The organism is Duganella alba, assembly GCF_009674495.1.
Classification (GTDB): domain Bacteria; phylum Pseudomonadota; class Gammaproteobacteria; order Burkholderiales; family Burkholderiaceae_D; genus Rugamonas; species Rugamonas alba.
This window is the reverse complement of record NZ_WKJN01000052.1, coordinates 1-22538: the sequence shown is the minus strand read 5'-3', so window position 1 is coordinate 22538 and position 22538 is coordinate 1. Positions and strand designations below refer to the sequence as shown.

Annotated in this window: 19 protein-coding genes, 1 rRNA gene and 1 riboswitch; of the genes, 5 read left to right on the top strand and 15 right to left on the bottom strand. The window is 64.7% G+C overall.

Annotated elements, in window-relative coordinates; translation table 11 throughout:
* Positions 1 to 6: 6 nt before the first annotated feature.
* The 4 genes from rrf to GJ695_RS28000 all read left to right on the top strand — a co-directional run bounded on the left by rrf (position 7) and on the right by GJ695_RS28000 (position 5356).
* Positions 7 to 119: ribosomal RNA gene (rrf, locus tag GJ695_RS28015) — 5S ribosomal RNA — on the top strand.
* A 119-nt stretch (positions 120 to 238) separates the two neighbouring features.
* Positions 239 to 2269: an esterase-like activity of phytase family protein gene (locus GJ695_RS28010; protein ID WP_154370386.1), complete on the top strand. Its 2031-nt coding sequence runs from the start codon at positions 239 to 241 to the stop codon at positions 2267 to 2269.
* 108 nt (positions 2270 to 2377) lie between these two features.
* A complete protein-coding gene (locus GJ695_RS28005; RefSeq protein ID WP_154370385.1) occupies positions 2378 to 4369 on the top strand; it encodes an FxDxF family PEP-CTERM protein in 1992 nt (663 codons plus the stop codon).
* A gap of 66 nt (positions 4370 to 4435) precedes the next feature.
* Positions 4436 to 5356, top strand: a complete 921-nt coding sequence (locus GJ695_RS28000; RefSeq protein WP_154370384.1) for a phytanoyl-CoA dioxygenase family protein — start codon at positions 4436 to 4438, stop codon at positions 5354 to 5356.
* Here the strand turns inward: GJ695_RS28000 and GJ695_RS27995 are convergent.
* A complete protein-coding gene (locus GJ695_RS27995) occupies positions 5316 to 6740 on the bottom strand; it encodes a DHA2 family efflux MFS transporter permease subunit (RefSeq protein ID WP_154370383.1) in 1425 nt (474 codons plus the stop codon). The genes GJ695_RS28000 and GJ695_RS27995 overlap by 41 nt on opposite strands.
* A gap of 95 nt (positions 6741 to 6835) precedes the next feature.
* On the opposite strand from GJ695_RS27995, the gene GJ695_RS27990 reads away from it, so the two are divergent.
* Positions 6836 to 8548, top strand: a complete 1713-nt coding sequence (locus GJ695_RS27990; protein ID WP_154370382.1) for an alkaline phosphatase D family protein — start codon at positions 6836 to 6838, stop codon at positions 8546 to 8548.
* Here GJ695_RS27990 and bluB read toward each other — a convergent pair.
* From bluB to cobT, 14 genes are all read right to left on the bottom strand, one after another.
* Positions 8545 to 9195 carry a 5,6-dimethylbenzimidazole synthase gene (gene bluB / locus GJ695_RS27985; RefSeq protein ID WP_154370381.1) on the bottom strand — a complete coding sequence of 217 codons (651 nt, stop codon included), beginning with the start codon at positions 9193 to 9195 and terminating at the stop codon, positions 8545 to 8547. The genes GJ695_RS27990 and bluB overlap by 4 nt on opposite strands.
* Positions 9192 to 10640, bottom strand: a complete 1449-nt coding sequence (locus GJ695_RS27980; protein ID WP_154370380.1) for a cobyric acid synthase — start codon at positions 10638 to 10640, stop codon at positions 9192 to 9194. Before GJ695_RS27980 ends, bluB begins: the two co-directional genes overlap by 4 nt.
* A gap of 1 nt (position 10641) precedes the next feature.
* Entirely contained in the window at positions 10642 to 11520 is an 879-nt protein-coding gene (locus GJ695_RS27975; RefSeq protein ID WP_154370379.1) for a cobalamin-binding protein, read from the bottom strand.
* Positions 11517 to 12497: a threonine-phosphate decarboxylase CobD gene (gene cobD, locus GJ695_RS27970; protein ID WP_154370378.1), complete on the bottom strand. Its 981-nt coding sequence runs from the start codon at positions 12495 to 12497 to the stop codon at positions 11517 to 11519. The genes GJ695_RS27975 and cobD overlap by 4 nt, the downstream gene beginning before the upstream one ends.
* Positions 12490 to 13449 carry an adenosylcobinamide-phosphate synthase CbiB gene (gene cbiB, locus GJ695_RS27965; protein WP_166455354.1) on the bottom strand — a complete coding sequence of 320 codons (960 nt, stop codon included), beginning with the start codon at positions 13447 to 13449 and terminating at the stop codon, positions 12490 to 12492. Before cbiB ends, cobD begins: the two co-directional genes overlap by 8 nt.
* 2 nt (positions 13450 to 13451) lie before the next feature.
* Positions 13452 to 14000 (bottom strand): bifunctional adenosylcobinamide kinase/adenosylcobinamide-phosphate guanylyltransferase, encoded by a 549-nt coding sequence (gene cobU, locus GJ695_RS27960; RefSeq protein WP_154361391.1) that lies wholly within the window; start codon positions 13998 to 14000, stop codon positions 13452 to 13454.
* A complete protein-coding gene (locus tag GJ695_RS27955) occupies positions 13997 to 15286 on the bottom strand; it encodes a cobyrinic acid a,c-diamide synthase CobB (protein WP_154370377.1) in 1290 nt (429 codons plus the stop codon). The genes cobU and GJ695_RS27955 overlap by 4 nt, the downstream gene beginning before the upstream one ends.
* Positions 15280 to 15885, bottom strand: coding sequence for a cob(I)yrinic acid a,c-diamide adenosyltransferase (cobO, locus tag GJ695_RS27950; RefSeq protein WP_154370376.1), 606 nt, complete (start codon positions 15883 to 15885; stop codon positions 15280 to 15282). The genes GJ695_RS27955 and cobO overlap by 7 nt, the downstream gene beginning before the upstream one ends.
* On the bottom strand, positions 15882 to 16655 hold the full coding sequence (locus GJ695_RS27945; protein WP_154370375.1) for an ABC transporter ATP-binding protein: 774 nt from the start codon (positions 16653 to 16655) through the stop codon (positions 15882 to 15884). The genes cobO and GJ695_RS27945 overlap by 4 nt, the downstream gene beginning before the upstream one ends.
* The gene (locus GJ695_RS27940; RefSeq protein WP_154370374.1) at positions 16652 to 17674 is read right to left on the bottom strand and encodes a FecCD family ABC transporter permease; all 1023 of its coding nucleotides are present in this window, start codon (positions 17672 to 17674) and stop codon (positions 16652 to 16654) included. The genes GJ695_RS27945 and GJ695_RS27940 overlap by 4 nt, the downstream gene beginning before the upstream one ends.
* A gap of 57 nt (positions 17675 to 17731) precedes the next feature.
* Positions 17732 to 19585, bottom strand: a complete 1854-nt coding sequence (locus tag GJ695_RS27935; protein WP_154370373.1) for a TonB-dependent receptor domain-containing protein — start codon at positions 19583 to 19585, stop codon at positions 17732 to 17734.
* A 72-nt stretch (positions 19586 to 19657) separates the two neighbouring features.
* Positions 19658 to 19880: riboswitch (cobalamin riboswitch) on the bottom strand.
* The gene (locus tag GJ695_RS27930; RefSeq protein ID WP_154370372.1) at positions 19875 to 20399 is read right to left on the bottom strand and encodes a histidine phosphatase family protein; all 525 of its coding nucleotides are present in this window, start codon (positions 20397 to 20399) and stop codon (positions 19875 to 19877) included. (Overlaps the previous riboswitch by 6 nt.)
* A gap of 3 nt (positions 20400 to 20402) precedes the next feature.
* Complete coding sequence (locus GJ695_RS27925; protein ID WP_154370371.1) at positions 20403 to 21185, bottom strand: adenosylcobinamide-GDP ribazoletransferase; 783 nt, start codon at positions 21183 to 21185, stop codon at positions 20403 to 20405.
* 2 nt (positions 21186 to 21187) lie between these two features.
* Positions 21188 to 22213 carry a nicotinate-nucleotide--dimethylbenzimidazole phosphoribosyltransferase gene (gene cobT / locus GJ695_RS27920; protein WP_154370370.1) on the bottom strand — a complete coding sequence of 342 codons (1026 nt, stop codon included), beginning with the start codon at positions 22211 to 22213 and terminating at the stop codon, positions 21188 to 21190.
* Between the last annotated feature and the right edge of the window lie 325 nt (positions 22214 to 22538).

Below are 22538 nucleotides of genomic sequence, written 5' to 3'. Positions count from 1 at the left end.
TCAAAGCTTGATGACCATAGTAAGTCGGTCCCACCCCTTCCCATCCCGAACAGGACCGTGAAACGACTCTACGCCGATGATAGTGCTGCAACCAGTGTGAAAGTAGGTTATCGTCAAGCTAGTTATTAGAAAAATCCCCTTCCGGATCAAATCTGGTTGGGGATTTTTTGCGTTTGTCACAACCGTGTAACGCAATGTAGATAAGCTTGCTGATCTTATAACTAGAGTAGAGATCAGCATGAAACAATTCTCCTTGGTGTCGCTTGCCGTGTTTTCCGTCCTGGCAGGATGTGGTGGCAGCGACAGCACCACCGAACCGGCCGCCAAGACGCCGATTACCGGCGTCTTCCTCGACAACACGGTAGAGAACCTGGATTACGTGTCCGGCACCTCCGCCAAGGCCGTCACCAACGCCAAGGGAGAATACACCTGCTACGCCGGCGACACCGTGACCTTCAGCGTCGGCGGCATCAACCTGGGCAGTGCGCTGTGCGCGCCGAGCATCACGCCGCTGGAACTGGCCGGCACCACCGACGTCAAGAACGCCAAGGTGGTCAACCGCCTGCTGGCGCTGCAACTACTGGATGACGACAGCGATCCATCCAACGGCATCAAGCTGAACGCCGACGTGAAAACCGCGCTGGCCGCCAAAAGCGCCGACTTCACCGCCTCCGCCGATGCTTTCAACACCGCGATGAGCGCCAACCTGGCTGCCGCCGGCGCCAAGTACGCCGCCCGCACCATCGACGACACCCGCCGCGCGCTGGTGCGCGAACACTTTGAAGACACGCTGGCCTCCAAGCTCGGCGCGCCGGTCAACGAAAGCTTCAGCCAGACCACGCCCCTGGGCGCCGTCGCCGTGACCGTCACCCGCTACCAGATGCAGGCCGCTGCCAGCTTCTATATTCCATACGAAGGCGCGAACGCCAAGGTCAAGGAAGAATTCCCGCTGGGCTTCCTGCCATCCTACGGCTCGTCGCTGGCCTTCAAGGGCACCAACGCCAATGGCGACCTGGAGTTCTATGGCCTGACCGATCGCGGCCCGAACGGCGACGGCCCGAATTTGCCATCGCTGAGCGGCAGCGGCGTCACCGGCGCCAAGATCTTCCCCTCGCCGAGCTTTGCACCGGCGTTCGGCGTGATCACCGTCGGCAAGGCCGGCGCGGTGCTGACGTCGTCGACGATGATCAAGGCCTCGGCCACGGTGAAGACCAGCGGCTTGGCCATTCCTCCTGGCACGGTGGGCAACTCGGCCGAACTGCCGGTGCTGGACGAGATGAAGTACAACCCCAACAGCAAAGCCACGTTTGACGTCAACGGCCTTGATACGGAAGCCATCGTCGTCGATAAGAAGCGCAACGTGCTGTGGGTGTCAGACGAGTACGGTCCGTTCATCATCAAGATCGACCCGGCCACCGGCATCATCCTGAACAAGTACGCACCGGGCGCCGGTCTGCCGGACATCTTCCTGAAACGCCGTGCCAACCGCGGCATGGAAGGCCTGGCGCTGGACACCAGCACCGACAAGCTGCACGGATTCCTGCAAAGCCCGCTGACCGACGGCAGCAGCACCTACACCGTCACCGGCAAGAGCGAGCTGATCGAGCGTTATGCGCGCTTTACCCGCTGGACCGAGTTCGATCCGACCACCGGCAAGGCCGGCAAGATGTACGCCTATCCACTTGCTGCAACGGATTACCAGGACGGCCGCACCGGCAATGCCAAGCTGGGCGACGTGGTTGCGCTGGGCAATGGCAAGTTCATCGTGATCGAGCAGGGCGCCGCGCCGAGCGGCAAGGTATTCAACAAGCTGATGCTGGTGGAGATCGGTGCGGCCACCGATATTTCGGCCGCCGCGTTCAACGTCACCACCTCCGATCTGGAGAAGAGCAGCATGGGCGGCGCAGCCGTCAATGGCGCCGACTGGAGCGCCGTGACCACGCTGAAGAAAACCTTGCTGCTGGACCTGAACGCGATCGGCTGGCTGGCGGAAAAAGCCGAGGGCCTGACCATTGTGGACGGCAACACGCTCGCGCTGGCCAACGATAACGACTTCGGCATGAAGACCAAGGTGTTCGATGCCAACGGCGTGGCGGTGGATGACGCCGATGTCACCAAGTGCAATGTGGATGCGAACGGCGTCATCATCACCAGCAGCGCGGCCGGCTGCAATGCGGCCAACACCATCCGCGTTGCGCGCGGCACGGATGCGGAGCGTCCAAGCCGCCTGTGGCTGATCAAGTTCGGCAAGGCGCTGACCTCGTTCTGACGCGGCGTTGCTGCGGGGCGCGGTGCGTCGTCCCGCAGTCACACCGATGTCACAAGCTTGTCATTAGTTTATGGGATATTAAAAGTTTGCTCATAAACGGGACACGCCATGCCGATCGCACCACCGAAATCTTCTTCCGCCATGCAGTTCCTGCTGCTCGCGGCCTTGCCGCTGGGCGTCGCCACCGCCGCTGACTTCACCGTCAGCGGCGCCGGCACGACAACGCAGACGCTGACCGGCAAGGGAACGATCAGCGTCGGCGGTTCGCTGACCCTCGCCGGCGACGCCAACGCCATCAACGTTACCGGCGACAACGCCACGCTCGACAATTTCGGCATCATCGACCAGACCGGCACCGGCCGCGCGATCCGCGACAACGCCGGCGTGAAGAACCTGATCGTCAACAACAACAGCGGCGCCGTGATGCAGGCCGCCGACGCCGACGTGATCCAGATGAACAAGGCCAAGAGCAGCGTCACGCTGAATAACGCCGGCCAGATGATTTCGCTGAACGCCAGCGCGGGCGGCGCGCAGGCGGTGGATTTCAGCGCCATCACCTCGGGCGCCAACACCGTCAACAATCTGGCCGGCGGCCTGCTGAAAGCCACCAATGCCGATGCGGTGCGTACCGGCGTCAACGGCGTGGTCAACAACAGCGGCACGATACAGTCGACCATCACCGCGACGGCGGACAAGGGCAGCGACGGTATCGATGCGCAAAACAATTCCGGCGTGCAGATCTTCAACCTGCCGACCGGTCTGATCGAAGGCGGCCGTCACGGCATCACCGGCGGCCAGCTGGATGCGGCGACCAGCTTCGCCATGAGCGTCAACAACAGTGCGGGCGGCATCATTCGCGGCTTGAATGGCTCGGGCATCAATCTGGATGGCCTCAACGACAAGCAGCTCGCAACCATCGTCAATCATGGCGCCATCACCGGCCGCGGCATCACCGGCGATGGCGACGGCATTGATGTGGATGGCCTTGCCAACATCACCAACACCGGGCTGATACGCTCCATCAACGCCTTCAGCGCAACGACCGATCTGGCGTACAGCGAAGGCATCAGCGTGGGCGGCGGCGCCATCGTCAACTCCGGCACGATCGAAGGCCTGGTCAGCACCGGCAATACCAATGCGGTGGGACGCGGCATCACGCTGGCCGGCAACGATTTGAGCACCGGCGGCCGCGAAGGCTTGTATGGCAACGCCACCATCACCAACCAGAGCGGCGGCGTGATCCGTGGCCAGAGCGATTCCGCCATCGTTGTCGTGGGCGCGGCCAGCGGTCATGTCGTCACCATCAACAACTATGCCGGCGCCTCCATCATCGGTGGCGGCGCCGTCAATGCGGCGATCAAGGGCAACGCCGACAACACGGTGATCGTCAGCGGCGGCGCCATCAACGGCGCCAGCAGCGGCAAGGCGATTGAGCTGGGCGGCGGCAAGAACAGCGTGACCATCACCGGCGGCACGATTAGCGGCAGCATCAATGGCGGCAGCGGCGGCCAGAACACGCTGGTGCTCAATCCGGGTGCGGGCAACAGCTTTGCCTACGCCGGCGCGATCAGCAATTTCAAGCAGGTGGAGGTACAAAGCGGCAATGTAACCTTCTCCGGCGTCAGCAGCTACAGCGGCGCCACGCGGTTGAGCGGCGGCGTGCTGACCCTCGACGGTGCCCAGCGCCTGTCCGCCGACAGCGCGCTGATCCTCAACGGCGGCACGCTGCGCCTGACCAATGCCGGCGCCGGCAGCCAGCTGTTCGCCAGCCTGTCGCTGACCGGCGATTCGTCGGTGCGGCTGGGCGGCTCGTCGCTGACCTTCGGCGCCCTGGGCGCCGTGGTGGACGGCAAGACGCTGAGCTTCACCGAAGCCACCTGGGGCGTCTACGCCTTCCGCCTGCTGGGCGATTATTCGGCCGACACCAGTTTCCTCGCCTTGCTGGGCGCCACCCACATCAACGGCCAGGGAGCGACCTACGCCTTCGACGGCACCTACACCACGGTGCTGGCCGCCGTGCCGGAGCCATCCACCTACGCCATGCTGTTTGCCGGCCTGGCGCTGTTGGGCGTGATGGCACGCCGCCGCACCAAGGTTTAGCCCACATCAAGGCGGCTTGCCACCGGGTTGTTACCTTCTCAGGGATGACCCAGGGAGGATCGCCCGATGGAATATGCGCAGCTGAAACCCGGCCGCCGGTTTGCTCCGCTGCAAAGCCTGTTGTACTACAGTCAGCGTATCGTGACCTATCCCGCGTTGCGCCGGCTGGTGGTGCGCGCGTTGAGTGGTGCGCTGCGGCTGCGTCAAGGCGCAGGCAAGGAGTTATATGCATGCACGCCCAGCGAAGAGACGGCGCTGGTCGATCTGCGCCGCAGCGGCTATGCGCCGCTCGGCAATCTGCTGGACGCCGCCCAATGCGACGATATCCGCGCCTGGCTGGCCGACAAGCTGCTGACCGACCGCGACCATGAGCGTCCCGGCTTCACGCTGGCGCAACGCACCGACGACGTGCGCGTGGCCGACTACCATTTGCGCGACGTGATCGCCTGTCCGCACATTCTGGCGCTGGCCAACAGTCCGCCGCTGCTGGGGCTGGCGGCGCGCTACATGGAGTGCAAGCCGACCATTTCCGCGCTGGGATTGCGCTGGTCGTTTCCGGTGCCGGGCGACGACAGCGCCTTGCAGGCCTTCCATCGCGATTCCGAGGACTGGCGCTACCTGAAGGTGCTGGTCTACCTGACCGATGTGGATGATGGCGCCGGGCCGCATGTCTACCTGCACGGCAGCCACCTGACGCAGGCGCCGATGCGGCTGCGGTTTTACAGCGACAGCGAGATCGCAGGCGCCCACAGCGCCGAGATGCTGCTGACCGCCATCGGCACGCGCGGCTTCTGCTTCGCGGTGGATACGGCCGGCATCCACAAGGGCGCGGCGCCGGCGCTGCAACCGCGCCTGATGTTGCAGATCCAGTATTCGCTGCTGCCCAGCTATGCCTACCGCTATGCGCCGGAGCGCTATCAGGGACCGCTGCTGCTCGACCCTTACGTCAATCGCCTGATTCTTCGTCCGCCCGCTTGGCGTGGCTGATGGATTCGCCGTCGGTCTTGCGCAAGGTCCAGAAGGTGAAGGACGACAGCACCGTCAGCACCGCCAGCGTCAGGAAGGCGTGATGCAGCGCCGAGGTCAGGGCCGCGCGGTTGGACTGCGGCAGGTCGCCGAGGAACCAGCCGGTGACCAGCGAGCCGGCCGCCAGGCCAAAGCTCATCGACAGCTGCTGCATCGAGCTGGCCATGGTGCTGGCCATGCTCGAATTCGGGCCGTCCACGTCCGCATAGGCGATGGTGTTCATGCTGGAAAACTGCAGCGAATTGAAGAAGCCCAGGCACAGGCTGATCGCCACGATCACATACAGCGGCGTACCCGATTGCACGAAGGAGAACATGCTGATGGTGAGGCCGATCAGCAGCGTGTTCACCGTCAGCACCTGGCGGTAGCCGAAGCGCGCCAGCACGCGCGCCGAAATCACCTTCATGCCCATCGCCGCCGCAGCGGACGGCATCATCAGCAGGCCCGATTGCCAGGCCGGCAGGCCCAGGCCCAACTGATACAGCAGCGGCAGCAGGAACGGCAGGCCGCCGACGCCGATGCGCGTGACGAAACCGCCCAGCACCGAGACGCGGAAGGTGCGGATCTTGAACAAGGCAAGCCGCAGCAGCGGGTGCGGCGCATCCTGCGCATGCCACACATACGCGGCCAGCAGCGCGCAGGCGATGAACAGCAGTACCGCAGCCGAGGTCACATCCAGCTTATGTTCGCCGAATACCTCCAGCAGCCATGACAACAGCGCGATACCGGTGCCGAACAACACCAGGCCGATGAAGTCCAGCGGCCGGGTATTTTCTTCGCGATAGTCCGGCATGTGGCGGTGCGCCAGGAACAGCGCCACCAGCGCCACCGGCACGTTGATGAAGAAGATGTCGCGCCACGTCATCCAGTGCACGATCAAGCCGCCGATGGTGGGGCCGAGCAGAGGACCGATCAGCGCCGGGATGATGACGAAATTCATCGCCGCCAGCAGCTCGTTCTTGGGGAAGGTGCGGACGATGGTCAGGCGCCCGACCGGCATCATCATCGCCGCGCCGAAGCCTTGCAGCAGGCGTGACGCCACCAGCATCGGCGAATTGACCGACAGGCCGCACAGCACCGAGGCGATGGTGAAAATGGCAATCGCGGTCATGAACACGCGGCGCGTGCCGAAGCGGTCCGCCATCCAGCCGCTGACCGGGATCGACACGGCCAGGCTGAGAATATAACTGGTGACCACGGCCTTCAGGCTCAGTGGCGTGACTTGCAGGCTGGCGGCCATCGCCGGGATGGCGGTATTGACAACCGTCGAATCCAGCTGCTCCATGAAGAGGGTGGTGGCGACAACCCAGGGCAGGTAGCGCTTGGCGGAGGAGGTGGCATTCATAGGTGTGATTGTCACACAAAACAAACACTGTCGTCATAAGGGCGTCATGTATCGGGCGTAAGTTGCGGGCATCGCTATGGCCTACGGGAGAGCATATGGATATCAAGCCACCACGCCGCACCTTTATCCGCCAGATGGCCGCTTCCACTGCGCTGCTGGGCGTGAGCGCGGCGGGCCTGGGCGGCTGCACCAGCACGGCTTCCGGCTTGGGCGATGGCGTGGCGGCCGGCTTCCGGCATGGCGTGGCGAGCGGCGATCCATTAAACGATCGCGTGATCCTGTGGACGCGCGTGACGCCGGCGCGCGCCGGCGATGTCGCCGTGCGCTGGCAGATGGCGACCGATCCGGCCATGCAGCAGGTGGTCGCGCATGGCAGCGTGGTCACTTCCGAGGACAAGGACTACACGGTGAAGGTGGATGCCGCCGGCCTGCTGCCGGGGCATGTCTACTATTACCAGTTTGCCGTCGACAGCGAGAAGTCGGTGGTGGGCCGCACCAAGACGCTGCCGCGCGCGGATGTGCGGCAGGTGCGGCTGGCGGTGTTCTCCTGCTCGAACTATCCGGCCGGCTACTTCAACGTCTACGCCGACGCGGCGCGCCAGAACGATATCGACGCCGCGCTGCACATCGGCGACTACATCTACGAATACGAAAGTACCGGCTACGCCTGCGGCAATGCCGAGACGCTGGGCCGCGTGTCCGAGCCGCGCGAACTGCTGCTGCGGCTGGACGATTACCGCCGCCGCTATGCGCAGTACCGCTCCGATCCGGATCTGCAGGCGGTGCACGCGGCCATGCCCTTCATCGCCGTGTGGGACGACCACGAGTTCGCCGACGACACCTGGCGCGATGGCTCGGTCGACCACAAGGACGGCAAGTACGGGCCGTTCGCGCTGCGCAAGCAGGCGGCGCTGACCGCGTATCACGAGTGGATGCCGATCCGCGTGCCGGACATGTCGGCGCCTGACAAGATCTACCGCTCGTTCGATTTCGGCGGCATCGTCTCGCTGCACATGCTGGACACGCGCCTGATCGCGCGTGACCAGCAACTGATGATGTCGTCCTACTACGACGAACACAAACACTTCGACGTGGAGAAGTACAAGCAGGATGTGTGCTCGCCGCGCCGGCAGATGATCGGCCATGAACAGATGGCGTGGCTGGAAGGACAGGTCAGCCGCTCGAACGCGCGCTGGCAGATGCTGGGTCAGCAGGTGCTGATGGCGCGCATGGAGTATCCCACCGCCGTGGTCATGGGCGAGTGCAACCGCAGTGATTTTTCGGCGTTGAAGAAGCGCGCCGCCGCCGATCCGTCCTGCGTGAACGAGAAGGAGAAGCGCTGGCTGTCCGGCGCGACCTTGCCGTGCTACCTGGATTCCTGGGACGGCTACCAGGCCGACCGCGAGCAGGTGTTCGAGATGATGCTGAAGCACCGCAAGAACCTGGTGGTGCTGGCGGGCGATACGCACAACGCCTGGGCCAGCGACCTGCACGATGCACAGGGCAGGCAGGTGGGCGTGGAGTTTGCGACGGCGTCGGTGTCATCGCCCGGCATGGAAGGCGCGTATCCGGACCGTGATCCGGAAGATGTGGCGAACATGATGGTGGACCTGATTGAGCCGCTGTACTACGCGCAGACCAGCAAGCGCGGTTACATGATCGTCACCGCCAGCCACGAGCAGGTGCGCTGCGACTGGCGCTTTGTCGATACGGTGTTCCACCACGAGTTCACGGCGGCGACGGAACGCAGCCTGCGCGTGCTGGCCGGGCCGGGCAACCGCCGCTTGGAGGAGTGCCAGGCTGGCTAAGCCGGTTGATCCCAGCGGTTTTCGAACAGGATGTCGCCGAGCGGGCGGCGCTGGTCCCATTTTTCCAGTTCCAGCATGGGGGCGGTGTAGAATTCGTGCACATGGCCGACGCACAGCACGGCGATCGGCTGGCTGCCTTCCGGCATGCCGACGATGTCGCGCAGCTGCTGGGGATCAAACATCGATACCCAGCCGGCGCCGATGCCTTCCGCGCGGGCGGCCAGCCAGAAGTTCTGCAGCGCGCAGGCGGCGGAGGCCAGATCCATCTCCGGCATGGTGCGGCGGCCGAAAACGTATTGATCGCGCTTGTCGATCAGGCCCACCACCAGCACTTCCGCGCATTCCAGTATGCCTTCCACTTTCAGTTTCATGAATTCGTCGGCGCGCTTGCCCAGCGCTTCAGCGGTCTTGATGCGCTCTTCGTTCACGTGCTGGTGGATGCGGACGCGCAGCGCCTGGTCGGTGATGCGGACAAAGCGCCATGGCTGCATGTAGCCGACGCTGGGGCCATTGTGGGCCGCGCCGAGAAAGCGTTCCAGTTGTCCCGGTTCCAGCGGATCGGTTTTGAAGTGGCGTACATCGCGGCGTTCGCGGATGGCGCGGTAGACGCCGGAGATTTCGGCGTCGGTGTAGGCATGCGGATTCATTTGAGTGCGATCAGTGCGTCGAGGAGTGGCTGGGCGGCGTCGGCGATGCGATCCAGGCTGGCTTCGCGCAGGGCGGAGGTGTCCACGGTGTTGTCCGAGTCGAGGCCGGCCCAACGCAACAGGGCGCTGATGGCTTGTGGCGTGTCGAACAGGCCATGCAGGTAGGTGCCGAGAATCTGGCTGTCCGCCGACAGCGCGCCTTCCGGGCGACCGTCGATGAAGAAGGCTGGTGTGGCCAGCGCGCTGCCTGTCGAAACGCCCATGTGGATTTCGTAGCCGCTGACAGGAGCGTCGCCGGCGCCGAAGGCGCACACGCCCCGGACTTGCGTGAGCCGCTTGTCCGGACTCATTTCGGTGCTCATGTCGAGCAGGCCGAGGGCGGGCGAGGCGCCAGCCTTGCCTTCCATGCCCAGCGGGTCGGTGACGTCGCGGCCCAGCATCTGGAAGCCGCCGCAGACGCCGATCACTTTGCCGCCGTAGCGCAGGTGACGGTTGATCTGCTGTTCCCAGCCTTGCGCGCGCAGCCACGCCAGGTCGCCGCGCGTGTTCTTGCTGCCGGGTAGGATGATCAGGTCCGCCGCCGGTATCGGCTGGCCTTCGCGGACGAAGTGCAGGTCGACGTCGGGATGGGCGCGCAACGCGTCGAAATCGGTGTGGTTGCTCATGCGCGGCAGGCTGGGGACCACGACACGGAAAGCGCCGCGCGAAGCCTGCACCGGCTGCACGGCGTCTTCGGCATCAAGGAACAGGCCGTGCAGGTAGGGCAGCACCGCCAGCACCGGTTTGCCGGTCTGCTGTTCCAGCCATTCCAGGCCCGGCTCCAGCAGCTTGATGTCGCCACGGAAGCGGTTGATGACGAAGCCGATCGTGCGTCTGCGCTCGCTCTCCGACAGACAGGCCAGCGTACCGACGATGTGGGCGAACACGCCGCCACGGTCGATGTCCGCCACCAGTATCACCGGGCAGTCGACTTTTTCGGCAAAGCCCATGTTGGCGATGTCGCGCGAGCGCAGGTTGATTTCGGCCGGGCTGCCGGCGCCTTCCACCACCACGCAATCGTATTGCCGCAGCAGGCGGTCATGTGATTCGATCACCGCCTGCATGGCGACGGTCTTGTATTGGTGGTAGTCGCGGGCGTTCATCTCGGCACGTACTTTGCCGTGGATGATGACCTGCGCGCCGATGTCGCTCGATGGCTTGAGCAGCACCGGGTTCATGTCGGTATGCGGCGCGACGCCGGCGGCAATCGCTTGCAGCGCCTGCGCGCGGCCGATCTCGCCGCCGTCCGCAGTGACCGCGCTGTTGAGCGCCATGTTCTGCGGCTTGAACGGCGCCACGCGCACGCCCTGGCGTTTGAGCAGGCGGCAGAGCGCCGCCACCACCGTGCTCTTGCCGGCGTCCGAGGTGGTGCCCTGAACCATCAGGGTGGAGTAGGGGAATGACATATCAATTCTTGCGGTGCTGGCGGGCTTCGTCGATTTTTTCGCACAGCGCCTTGGTGCCGGCGACCATGCGCGGGCCGGCGCGGTTCAGCAGGTCGCCCTGCAAGCGGAACAGGTTGCTGTTCTGGACCGCCAGCAGCGTGCCATAGGGCTTCCACAGGTCGACGCTGCCGTAGTCTTTTTCACTGGTGCCGATGATGGCTTCCGGGTTCGCCTGCAGCACGGCCTCGATGCTGACCACCGGCGCGGTGACCTTCTGGTCGGCGAAGATGTTGACGCCGCCGCACAGGCGGATCGAATCGCTGACGATGGATTTGCTGCTCAAGGTGTACAGCGGTTTGTCCCAGACCTGGTAGAACAGGCGCACCGGCGGACGGCTGGCGTACTGTTTGGTCAGCGCGGCGAACTGCTGGCGGATGTCGGCGGCGGTGGCGTTGGCGACAGACTCGGTGCCCATCAGCTGGCCAAGGCGCTCGACGTTGTCGGCGATGGCGTCAAGCTTGGCCGGCTCGCTGTGGAACAGGGGGATGCCCAGCTTGCGCAGTCCTTCGATCTGGCGTTCGAAACCGCCATGCATCCAGATGACGATCAGGTCCGGCTTCATGGCGGCCACGCGTTCCATGTCGATCAGCCGGTTGTCGCCGACACGTGGGATTTTCTTGGCCGCTTCCGGGTAGTCGCTGTAGGTGACGGCGCCAACGATCTTGTCGCCCGCGCCGGCGGCGAACAGCAGCTCGGTCACATGCGGCGCCATGGCGATGACGCGTTGCGCAGGTTTGGGCAGCGTGACGACATTGCCGTCGTCATCGCGCACGGTCACAGGCGACGCGTTGGCGGCGACGGCGGCGGCAAACAGTGCTGCTGCCAGGAGGAGTTTTTTCATTTGTGGGTCCATTCGGTAAGTGCTGCTTGCAGGCGCTGCCAGCCTGCTTCATCCGGCGGCAGGCCGAGGCGGATGCCGCGTGCCGCGTGCGTGAAAAGTCGTACCCAGATGCCGCGCTCCGCCATGTGCTGCCAGAAGGCTTCCGGCTGCGATTCGGGCCACCACTGGAATAGCGGTGTGCCCGTGGCGTCGATGCCATGTGCGGCGAGCAGCGTGTGCAGACGTTCGCCGCTGGCGTGCAGTTCGGCGCGCGTATTGGTTTGCCAGGTTTGGTCGGTCAGCGCCGCCGTGGCGATCTGTTGCGCCGGGCCGCTGATGGTCCATGGCCCCAGCTGGTCCGCCAGCTCGCGCAGCAGATCCGCATGGGCGGCCACAAAGCCCAGCCGGATGCCGGCAAGGCCGAAGAATTTTCCGACCGAGCGCAGTACGATCAATCCAGGACGGCCGCTGTGCGCGGCCACGCTGTTGTCCTGCGCGGTATCGCCGAATGCTTCGTCCACCACCAGCCAGCCGCCGCGCGCGGCCAGTTGGTCGGCCCATTGCAGCAGCTGCGTCGCCGGCACAGTCTCGCCGGTAGGATTGTTCGGATTGACGACGACCACCACATCGTTGTGTGCGACGGCGGCGCCCAGCTCCGTGTAGGGCGTCAGCGTCATCGTGTGACCGTGGCTGGCCCAGTGGTGCGCATGCTCCGCATACGACGGCGCGCTGACCGCGACGCGCGAAGGCATGCGCAATCGCGGCAGTGCCTGAATCGCCGCCTGCGTGCCGGCCACTGGCAGCATTTTCGGTGCGTTGTAGAAAGCCTCGGCCGCCGCGGCCAGTGCAGGATCAGGCTCCGGCAGCCGGTGCCACGCGTTGTCCGCTACCTGCGGCGCTGGATACCAGCGCGGATTGATGCCGGTCGACAGATCGAGCCAGTCGTCGCGGCCGAAGCGTTTTGCGGCGTCGCGCAGATTGCCGCCATGTTCAAGCATGTGCGTACTCCATCAGTGCGGCGGCGGTGCACGCAACCGCCAGCCACAACACCGTGGTGCGCGCGACCAGCCGCCATGCGCGATTGATATCCGCGCCGACTGCGGCCGGACCTTGGCCCAGCCTCGGGCGGTATTCCACTTCGCCATGATAGATCGCTGCGCCGCCCAGTTCCACGCCAAGCGCTCCGGCGCCGCTGGACATCACTGGCCCGGCGTTCGGACTATCCCATGCCGGCGCTTGAGCGCGCCAGCACTGCCACGCGCGGCGCTTGCCTTGCAGGCCCGGCGCCAGCAGCACATAGGACAGCGCGGTCAAGCGCGCAGGAATGTAATTGAGCGCATCGTCGATGCGGGCGGCGGAACAGCCGAATTGCAGAAAACGCGGCGTGCGATAGCCCCACATCGCATCCAGCGTATTCGCCATGCGGAACAGCACCGCACCGGGACCGCCGGCGACGATGAACCAGAACAGCGTGCCGAATACCGCGTCATTGCCGTTTTCCAGCAGCGATTCGGCGCTGGCCTTGGTCAGTTCGATTTCGCTGGCGCTGGTGGTATCGCGGCTGACGATATAGGAGGTCAGGCGCCGCGCGTTGGCCAGGTCGTTGTGGGCCAGCGCATCGGCGATCGGCAGGTTATGGTCGCGCAGGCTGCGCATGCCAAGGCAGAAGTACAGCATCAGCGTGTGTGCTACAGCCTGCGCCAGCGGCACGGCCAGCGCCCAGACCAGCAACGCCGCCAGCGCGGTAAGCGGCAGCACGGCCAGCATCCATGCCAGCATGCCACGCGCAAAACGCATTCCGCCCTGGTTCAGGCAGCGCTCCAGCACAATCGACCAATTGCCAAAGCCGACCAGCGGATGCCAGCGGCGCACCTCGCCCCACCACAAATCCAGCAGCACACCCGCCACCATCAACAGCGCGATGGTGGAAAAGCTCAATCCACTTAGCACGGCTATCCTTTTAACACCAGCGGCAGGCCGGCGGCGACAAATACCGCGCGGTCGCAGATGGCGGCGACGGACTGGTTCAGGCGCCCCTGCTCATCCATGAAGCAGCGCGACACAGCGCCCATCGGCATGATGCCCAGGCCAACTTCATTCGATACCAGCACCACGTCGCTGGCGCATTTGGTCAGCGCGCTCGCCAGCATGTCCTGCTGTTCGTGGAACAGTGCGGGCAGCGTGATCTCGCCGACTTCCGGATATTCCTGGCCGCCGCTGAACAGCAGGTTACTGAGCCACAGCGTCAGGCAGTCCACCATGATCAGGCGGTCCGGCGAAGACCAGCGCAGCAGCTGGTTGCCCAGTGCCAGCGGCTCTTCGACGGTGGTCCATTCGGCCGGACGGCTGGTGCGGTGGTGGGCGATGCGGGCGGCCATTTCGCTGTCGCCGGCAGTGGCGGTGGCGATGTAGACGACTTCCTTGCCCGAGTCGGCGGCCAGTCGTTCTGCGTAGGCGCTTTTGCCGGAACGGGCGCCGCCCAGAACCAGTGTACGTGTCATGTCTCACTCCTCAAAAACAAGGCGGCGACTGCCGCCGGATTGGATGGGAAATAGGCGTGAAAATACGAAGCTGTCAGCGAACCGACGCTGTACAAGGCTTCGCCCTGTATAGCGGAGGGATGTTTGACAGTGTACGCCGCCGGCTCCACTTTGGTATCGAGCCTGGAATAGTGGAAGGTGTGTCCGCGCAGGATGCCCTGCGGCGTGGACAGCCCTTGCGGCCCGAGGCCCGCCAGGCGTGGCTGCATCGCCACAGCGCCGGGCAGCAGACCGGCCATATTCCAGACCGCGCCTTTCTGGTCGGCCAAGGTATCGGCCAGCGCCATCATGCCGCCGCACTCTGCGACGATGGGCGTACCTGCCGCATGAACAGCGCGGATCGAGGTCTGCCAGGTCGCCGCCTGCGTCAGCTGCTCCGCATGTAGTTCCGGGTAGCCGCCCGGCAGATAGACCGCGTCGGCTTCCGCCGGCACGGCGTCATCGGCCAGCGGCGAGAAAAACTTCAGCGTCGCGCCCAGGGTGCGCAGCGTGTCCAGGTTGGCCGGATAGATGAACATGAACGCCGCATCGCGCGCGATGGCAATGGTTTTCCCGGCCAGCAGCGGCTCCTGCGGCGCCGCCGGCGCCGTGGTGACGATATCGACAGAACGCAGGCTGTCCCAAGCCGTTTCATCGAACACCAGCTGGTCAGCCAGGTTGTCGAGCAGCTGATCGATGTCGGTCACTTCTCCCGGCAGAACCAGGCCTAGATGCCGCTCGGGCAGCGACTTGGCCTGGCGCGGCAGGGTGCCGAACAGCGGAATGTCGCGCAGCGAGGCCGCCACCATTTTCGCGTGGCCTTCGCTGGCGACGCGATTGGCGATCACGCCAGCCATTTCCACCGGGCCGTAGTCGCGCAGGCCGTGCACCAACGCGCCGGCGGTTTGCGCCATGGCCGATGCGTCGATCACCGCCATCACCGGCACGCCGAAGGCGCGCGCGAGGTCGGCGGAAGAGGGCGTGCCGTCATACAGGCCCATGACGCCTTCGATCAGGATCACGTCCGCTTCGGCGGCGGCCTGCGACAGCTGCTGGCTGCACAGCTCCTGGCCGACCATCCACAGATCCAGCGAACGCACCGTCGCGCCGCTGGCGCGTTCCAGCAGCATCGGGTCGATGAAGTCCGGGCCGCATTTGAAGACGCGCACGCGCTTGCCCAGACGGACCAGCTTGCGCGCCAGCGCGGCGGTGACGGTGGTCTTGCCCTGTCCCGAGGAGACGGCGGCAACCAGCAGTGCCTTTACCATTCCGTCCCCGCCTGTGCGCCGATGCCGGCCTTGAAGGCGTGTTTGACCACGTCCATTTCAGTGACCGTGTCGGCGATCTCGATCAGCTCCGGCGGCGCGCCGCGGCCGGTGATGACCACGTGCTGCATCGGCGGCCGCGCCAGCAGGTCGTTGATGACCACCTCGACGTCGAGGTACTTGTATTTGAGCGCGATGTTCAGCTCATCGAACACCACCAGTCCGATCTCGGGATCGGCCAGGAAGATCTTGGCCTGCTCCCACGCCAGTTGTGCCTTGGCGATATCGCGCTCGCGGTTCTGCGTCTCCCAGGTGTAGCCTTCGCCCATGGCGTGGAAGCTGATCTCTTCCGGGAAGCGGCGCAGGAAACGTTCCTCGCCGGTTTGCAGCGCGCCCTTGATGAACTGGACCACGCCCACTTTCATGCCGTGGCCCAGCGCGCGGATCGCCATGCCGAAGGCGCTGGAGCTTTTGCCCTTGCCGTTGCCGGTGTTGACGATGATGATGCCGATCTGTTTGTCGGCGGATGCGATCTTGGCGTCGATGATCGCCTTCTTGCGCTCCATGCGCACGCGATGGCGTTCGTTGATGTCGTCGCTCATACTGAGTCCTCTTTCGGGATAAAGATACTGCGCTTGCCGTGCTGGATCACGTCGATCGGATGGCCGAGATAATCGCCGAGGAGTTCCGGCCGCATCACGTCTTCCTTGGCGCCGGCCAGCCAGCGGCCGTCGCCCTTCAGCAGCAGCGCATGGGTGGAGACGCTGTGCGCCAGCGTCAGGTCGTGGCCGATCATGACGGCGGTCTTGCCCTGTTCGCGGCACAGTCGCGCCAGGATGCTCATGACGCTGACCTGATGCGCCAGATCCAGCGCATTGGCGGGTTCGTCGAGCAGCAGCAGCGGCGTGTCCTGCGTCAGCATGGCGGCAATCGCCACGCGCTGGCGTTCGCCGCCGGACAAGGTGCGCACGTCGCGCGACGCCAGGTCCGCCACTTCCATCGCTTCCAGCGATTTGATGGCGATGGCGTGGTCGTCGCTGTCTTCCCAGTAGCGGTTGTCGTGGTAGGGATGGCGCGCCGACAGCACGGTTTCGATCACACTGTAGGAAAACGCGTCGCTGCGGCTTTGCGCCAGGAAGGCGCGCTGGCGCGCCAGTTCGGCCAGCGGCCACTCGGACAAGGTGCGGCCGCCGAGCGTGACATGGCCTGCTTCCGGCGCGCGCAGACCGGCCAGCGCGCGCATCAGCGTACTCTTGCCGGCGCCGTTGCGGCCGATGATGCTCCAGCATTCGCCTTCATGCACCTGCCAGTCGAGATTCGTGACCAGCTGGCGCTGGCCGGCTTTCAGTGAGAGATGATGGGTGGCGATCATTTGCGCAACCGGTGTAGTTGATACAGGAAGACCGGCGCGCCAATCAGCGCGGTCACCACGCCCACTGGCAACTGCTGCGGTGCGATGGCGGTGCGGGCCAGCGTATCGGCCAGCATCAGGAAGGAACCGCCGGCGATGGTGGCGGCCGGAATCAGGATGCGGTGATCGGGGCCGACCGCAAAGCGGCAGGCATGTGGCACGATCAGGCCGACGAAGCCGATGGCGCCGGCGCTGGTAACGGCGCTCGCGGTCAGCATGCCGGAGATGAAGAACAGCCCTTTGCGCAGCGGGCCGACGCGGATGCCCAGCGTGGCGGCGGCTTCCGCATGCAGCGCCATCACGTTCATGGCGCGCGCGCTGCGTAGCGCGAAGGCCAGCGCGGCGAACAGCACGATCCACGGCAGCCAGCGCATCTGCGTGCCGGACAAATCGCCGATCATCCAGAACACCATGCTGCGCAGGCGGCTTTCCGGCGCAATGGACAACATCAGCGTCACCAGCGCCATGCAGGCGGAGGACAGGATGGCGCCGGTCAACAGCAGCAGCGCGGTGCCGCCTTCGGCCGCCGTGCCGCCGCGCAGGTCGCGCCGGGCCAGCAGGTACAGCATCATGGAGACGGCGACGGCGCCGCCGAATGCGGCGGCATCCACCATCCAGGCGGCGCACATGAACAGCAGCGCGGCCAGTGCGCCGACGGAGGCGCCGGCTGAGATGCCGAGCACATAGGGATCGGCCAGGGGATTGCGCAGCAAGGCCTGCATCATCACGCCGGCCAGCGACAGGGCGGCGCCGGTGACGAAGGCGGCGACCGCGCGGCTGACGCGCAGATCGAGCAGGGTGGCCGCCAGCGTGGAGTTCTGGCCATGCAGCAGCTCATTGAGCGCTGCGGGAATATCGGAAAGGGGAATCGAGACCGAACCGGTCATGCCCGAGAAAATCAGGCTGGCAAACGCGAACAGCAGCAACCCGGCCAGGGTGATGGCGGCGCGCTGTCGCAGATTGCGGGAGAAAGAATGCATGCACTGCTTTCAAAAAAACTGCCGGAGCGAGGAATCCAACTCCGGCAGGTTACACCATTATTTGTAGCCGTAACGGATGCCGGCAAACACCTTCGAACCAGGCGTCGCATACAGGCGCGCCAGGTCGTACTGCTTGTCGCCGATGTTGTTCCAGCGGACCAGCGCCGACCAGTCCTTGGTGAAGGTGTAGGTCGCGTACAGGTTCACCAGGCCGTAGCCGCCCAGACGGACCTTGTTGGCGGCGTCGTCATAACGGTCGCCCGAGAACTCCAGTTCCACGCCGGTCTTCAGTGCGCCGATGCTATAGTCGGCGGTGACGTTGCCGTGCTTCCTGGCGCGGCGCTGCAAGCGCTTGCCGCTGGTGTCGTCCTTCGGATCCTGCAGGTCGAGATTGGCGGCCAGGTCGATGCCGGCCACTTTGGTGGCGCCGGCGATGGTGACGCCCTCCAGCAGCGCCTTGTTGACGTTGTAGGCGCAGCCGAAGGCATAGCCGGCGGTGCCGAACGGGCATGGCGTGGTGTTGACCAGCAGGTTGGTCAGCTGGTTGTGGAAGTAGCTGGCGCTGAGGGCATTGACGCCGTCATCCCAGCGCAGGCCAACTTCCGCGTTCTTGCCCTGTTCCGGCTTGTTGTTAACGTTACCGTAGCTTGGGTAGTACAACTCGTTGTAGGTCGGCGCGCGGAAGCTGGTGCCGTAGCTGGCGGTGGCGCGCAGCTGCGCGCTGATGTCGTAGCCGTAGCCGATCGAGCCGGTGTTTTTCGAACCGTATACCGCGTTGTCGCGGCGGATGCTGGCGTTCAGCAGGTTGGCGCCGCGGCGGGCGTTGTACGAAGCGGCCCACGAATTGGTGGTGCGGTCGCGGTTCAGCGCTTCCGAACCGTTGGTCGACACTTCTTCCTTGCGGTGGTCGTACAGCAGTTGCAGCACGTCTGCGCCGATGCGCACATCGTTTTGCAGCGTGATGTCGGTTTGCTTGGTGTCGATGCGCGAGTAGCCCGAAGCGGCGGCGCTGCCCCAGTTCTGGCCCTTGTCCTTGCTTTCCGAGTATTGCAGCAGCGTGTCGACGTTCGGCACGAACTTGGCCTTGCCGTAGACGGCGGCGCTTTCCAGTTCGGCCTTGCTGCGCACGTCGTAGGCGGAAGCGCCGTTGTCGTACTGCGATTCCAGTTTGCTGTGCAAGAACAGCGCGCCGGCTTCGTAGCCAGGCGCCACTTGCAGGCTGAATTGGCCGGAGACGTTTTCCTTGTCGTAGCCGTCGCGGTCCGGGTTGTAGCTGGAGAGGCCAGGGCGGGTGGCCGAGAAGCCATCCGATTTTTCCTTGCCGGCGCTGATGGCGTAGCTGAAGCTGTGCTCACCGCCAGTGGCGCCGGACAGGGTGGCGTCGGCTTCGCGCGTCTTGTCGCTGCCGTAGCCGGCGAAGGCCGTCACTTCCGGCGCGCCCTTGCCTTTCTTGGTGAAGATCTGGATCACGCCGCCGATGGCGTCGGCGCCGTACAGGGAGCTCAGTGGACCGTAGACGATTTCGATATGGTCGATGGCGGTCAGCGGGATGGCGCTCCAGTTGGCGGCGCCGGTGGTCGAGGAGCCGATGCGCACGCCGTCGACCAGCACGATGTTCTGGTTGCTGTTGGCGCCACGGATGTAGACGCTGGAGGCGGTGCCGGCGCCGCCGTTGCGGGCGATCTCGATGCCGCGCTGGCGCTGCAGCAGGTCGACGATGGAGCCGGCGCCGGATGCGGCAATCTGCTCAGGGCCGATGGTGATGGTATCGCTGATGACGTTGGCCAGCGGCTGTGGCGTGCGGGTGGCGGTAACGACGACGGTATCGGTTGGTTCAGCGTGCGCATAGCAGGCAGCCATGGCGAATGCCAGCGACGACAGGGCCGCAGGACGGGAAATACGAAGGGTCATGATAATTTTCTGTTAATTCCGGCTGGCCGACGTCCCCGTGGGCCAACTGTGTAAAGAAGCGAGGCGTTGCGCTCACTTCCACCTGGTTTGGCCGGTATCCGGGCTGACAAGTCGGGCCACCTCACCTTCCCATGCCGTGGCACAGTGGTTGCTGGAGGAGGCTTGCCGCGTAACGCTGCGACACTTGTTTACCGTTGCGGGGGCAGCACACGTTGGCCATTGAGATCGGCTCCGTGTTTCCCGTTTAACTGCGCATCTGGACAGACGCGCGAGCACCAAAACCCTCGCATTATACGGGTTTCAGGGTCAACATGGCGCCGTAGGGAATTTGATGGGCGGTTTGCGCGGCCTGCAAAGCCATTGCCGCCGGCGGCAATCCGGCATGGCAGGCGAACAGCAAGCGCATGGCGCCGGCGTGGCAGATGATGATGGCGTCTTGGGTCAGCTCGCGATAAAAAGCGGCGATGCGTTCGGCCACTTGCAGCACGCTTTCGCCGCCGCCGGGATGGTAGTGGACCATGTCGGCGGCCCAGGCGTCGATGGCGGCGCGCGGGATGGCGTCCCATGGCTGCATTTCCCAATCGCCGAAGTGCATTTCCACCAGGCGCTGGTCGTAGCGGGGTGATGGCGTCAGTCGTTCGGCCAGTTCGGCGCAGCGGCGCAGGGGACTGGAGTAGATCGGCAGGTTTGCCGGCAGCGTGAGCGCGGCCAGTGTCTGTTCCAGGTGGCCGGGAGCGATGGCCAGGTCGGTGCTGCCGTAGCAGACACCCGGCGCGACCAGCGGTTGCGGATGGCGGACCAGTATCAGCTGCATGGCTTACACCGGCAGCGCGCCATGCTGCATGGCGGCCAGCGCGCACAGGTAAAACATGATCTCCGTGACCTGCTGGACCGCGCCCAGGCAGTCGCCCGTGTAGCCGCCGATGCGGCGAACGAATTTACGCGCCAGCCAGATGGTGGCGATGATCGCAGCAGTCACGCCGGCGATCGGCGCGGCCGGCGGCAGCCAGCGCAGCGCGACCACGGCCAGCGCTGGCAGGGCGGCGCTGATGGCGGCGATCAGGAATTCGGCGCTGCTCATCTTTTGCGCCAGCGGCTTGGCCTTGCCTTCGGCGCGCGCGTAGTCGAGGCGCCAGATCAGCGACGTCGCCATCAACCGCGACAAGGGATGCGCCACCAGCAGCGCGCCGATGGCGGCCAGCGGCGGCAGCATCGACAGTGTCACCAGCTTCAGCGCCAGCATGCAGAGGGTGCCGATGGCGCCATACGCGCCGATGCGCGAGTCCTTCATGATCTCCAGCACGCGCTCCTGCGTCATGCCGCCGCCGAAGCCGTCGCACATGTCGGCGAAGCCGTCTTCATGGAAGGCGCCGGTGGCGTAGATGCCCGCCGCAGTGGAAATGACAACCGCCACCGGCGGCGGCAGGAACCACGCGGCCAGCGCGTAGGCGGCGCCGGTGATCAGTGCGACCACCACGCCGACCAGCGGAAAATAGCGCGACGCCTGGTTCAGCCACGATGGATCAAAACCCACCCAGCGCGGGATCGGCAGGCGGGTAAAGAATTGCAGCGCGGTGAAGAACAGGCGGACTTGATGCATCGTTATTCCGACTTTTCGCTGACCTGGGCCGATTCGAACGTGGCCATCTGATTCAGGAAATTGACGGCGGCGTGCAGCAGCGGCAGCGCCAGCGCGCAGCCGGTGCCTTCGCCCAGGCGCAGGCCGAGGTTCAGCAGCGGCTTGGCGTCCAGCGCGGCCAGCATCTGTTTGTGGCCGTTTTCGTCGGAGCAGTGGGCGAACACGCAGTAATCCAGAATCGCGGGGTGCATGCGGGCCGCGACCAGCAGCGCGCAGGTGACGATGAAACCGTCGATCAGCAGCACTTTGCGCAGCTCGGCGGCTTTCAGCATGGCGCCGGCCATCATGGCGATTTCGAGGCCACCGAAGGTGGCCAGCACGTCCAGCGGTTCGATGGCGTGGGCGTGCCTGGCGACGGCCGCTTCGATCACGCGCTGCTTGTGCAGGATGCCTTCCGCCGACAGGCCGGTGCCGGCGCCGACGCATTGCGCGACCGGGATGCCGGTCAGCTTGTGCATCAGCGCGGCGGCGGCGGTGGTATTACCGATGCCCATTTCGCCGAAGCCGACCACATTGCCTTCCAGTTCCGAGGCCAGCGCCATGCCGGCGGCCAGTGCGGTCTGGCACAGGTCGCGGCTCATGGCCGGTTCCTGGGCGAAGTTGCGGGTGCCGTGCGCCAGCTTGCGGTCGGTCAGGCCGTCGCGCGGCCCGAAGTCGTGATTGACGCCGGCGTCGATCACGCGCAGCGCGCAGTTGTTTTGTGCGGCCAGCACGTTGATGGCCGCGCCGCGCGCCAGGAAGTTCTCGACCATCTGCCAGGTCACGTCCTGCGGGTAGGCTGAGATGCCTTCGGCCACCACGCCATGGTCGGCAGCGAACACTAATATGGAAGGCTTGGTCAGCGTAATGTCGCGGGTGTTCTGTATCAGGCCGATCTGCCTGGCCAGCGTCTCCAGCACGCCCAGGCTGCCCAGTGGCTTGGTCTTGTTATTAATAGCGTGGTCGAGTTGGGCGGCAAGTGCGTCGTTGCGAGTAGGGGAGATGGACATGGATCTATCGTGTGTATCGAAGAATCCAACATTCTACCCTTGCCAGACTGCGCAGCCCTTGTTATGATTCTGTCCCTCACGAAACGACGCATGCAAATGCAGAGTGAAGCGGGAAAAAGAAGAGCTTGACGAGATGGTTGAAACGCTTCATAATCTTGCCTCTTCGCTGATGAACAAAACGCTTCTTCAGCTAGCAACACCGAACAAGATCTTTAAAAATTTACAGTCGATAAATGTGGGCGTTTGATGCAAGTGCACGCGGTACTTCGGTGCCGCGAAACTAAAAGCATTAAATGCTCCACAAGAAGTACTAAGAGTAATACTG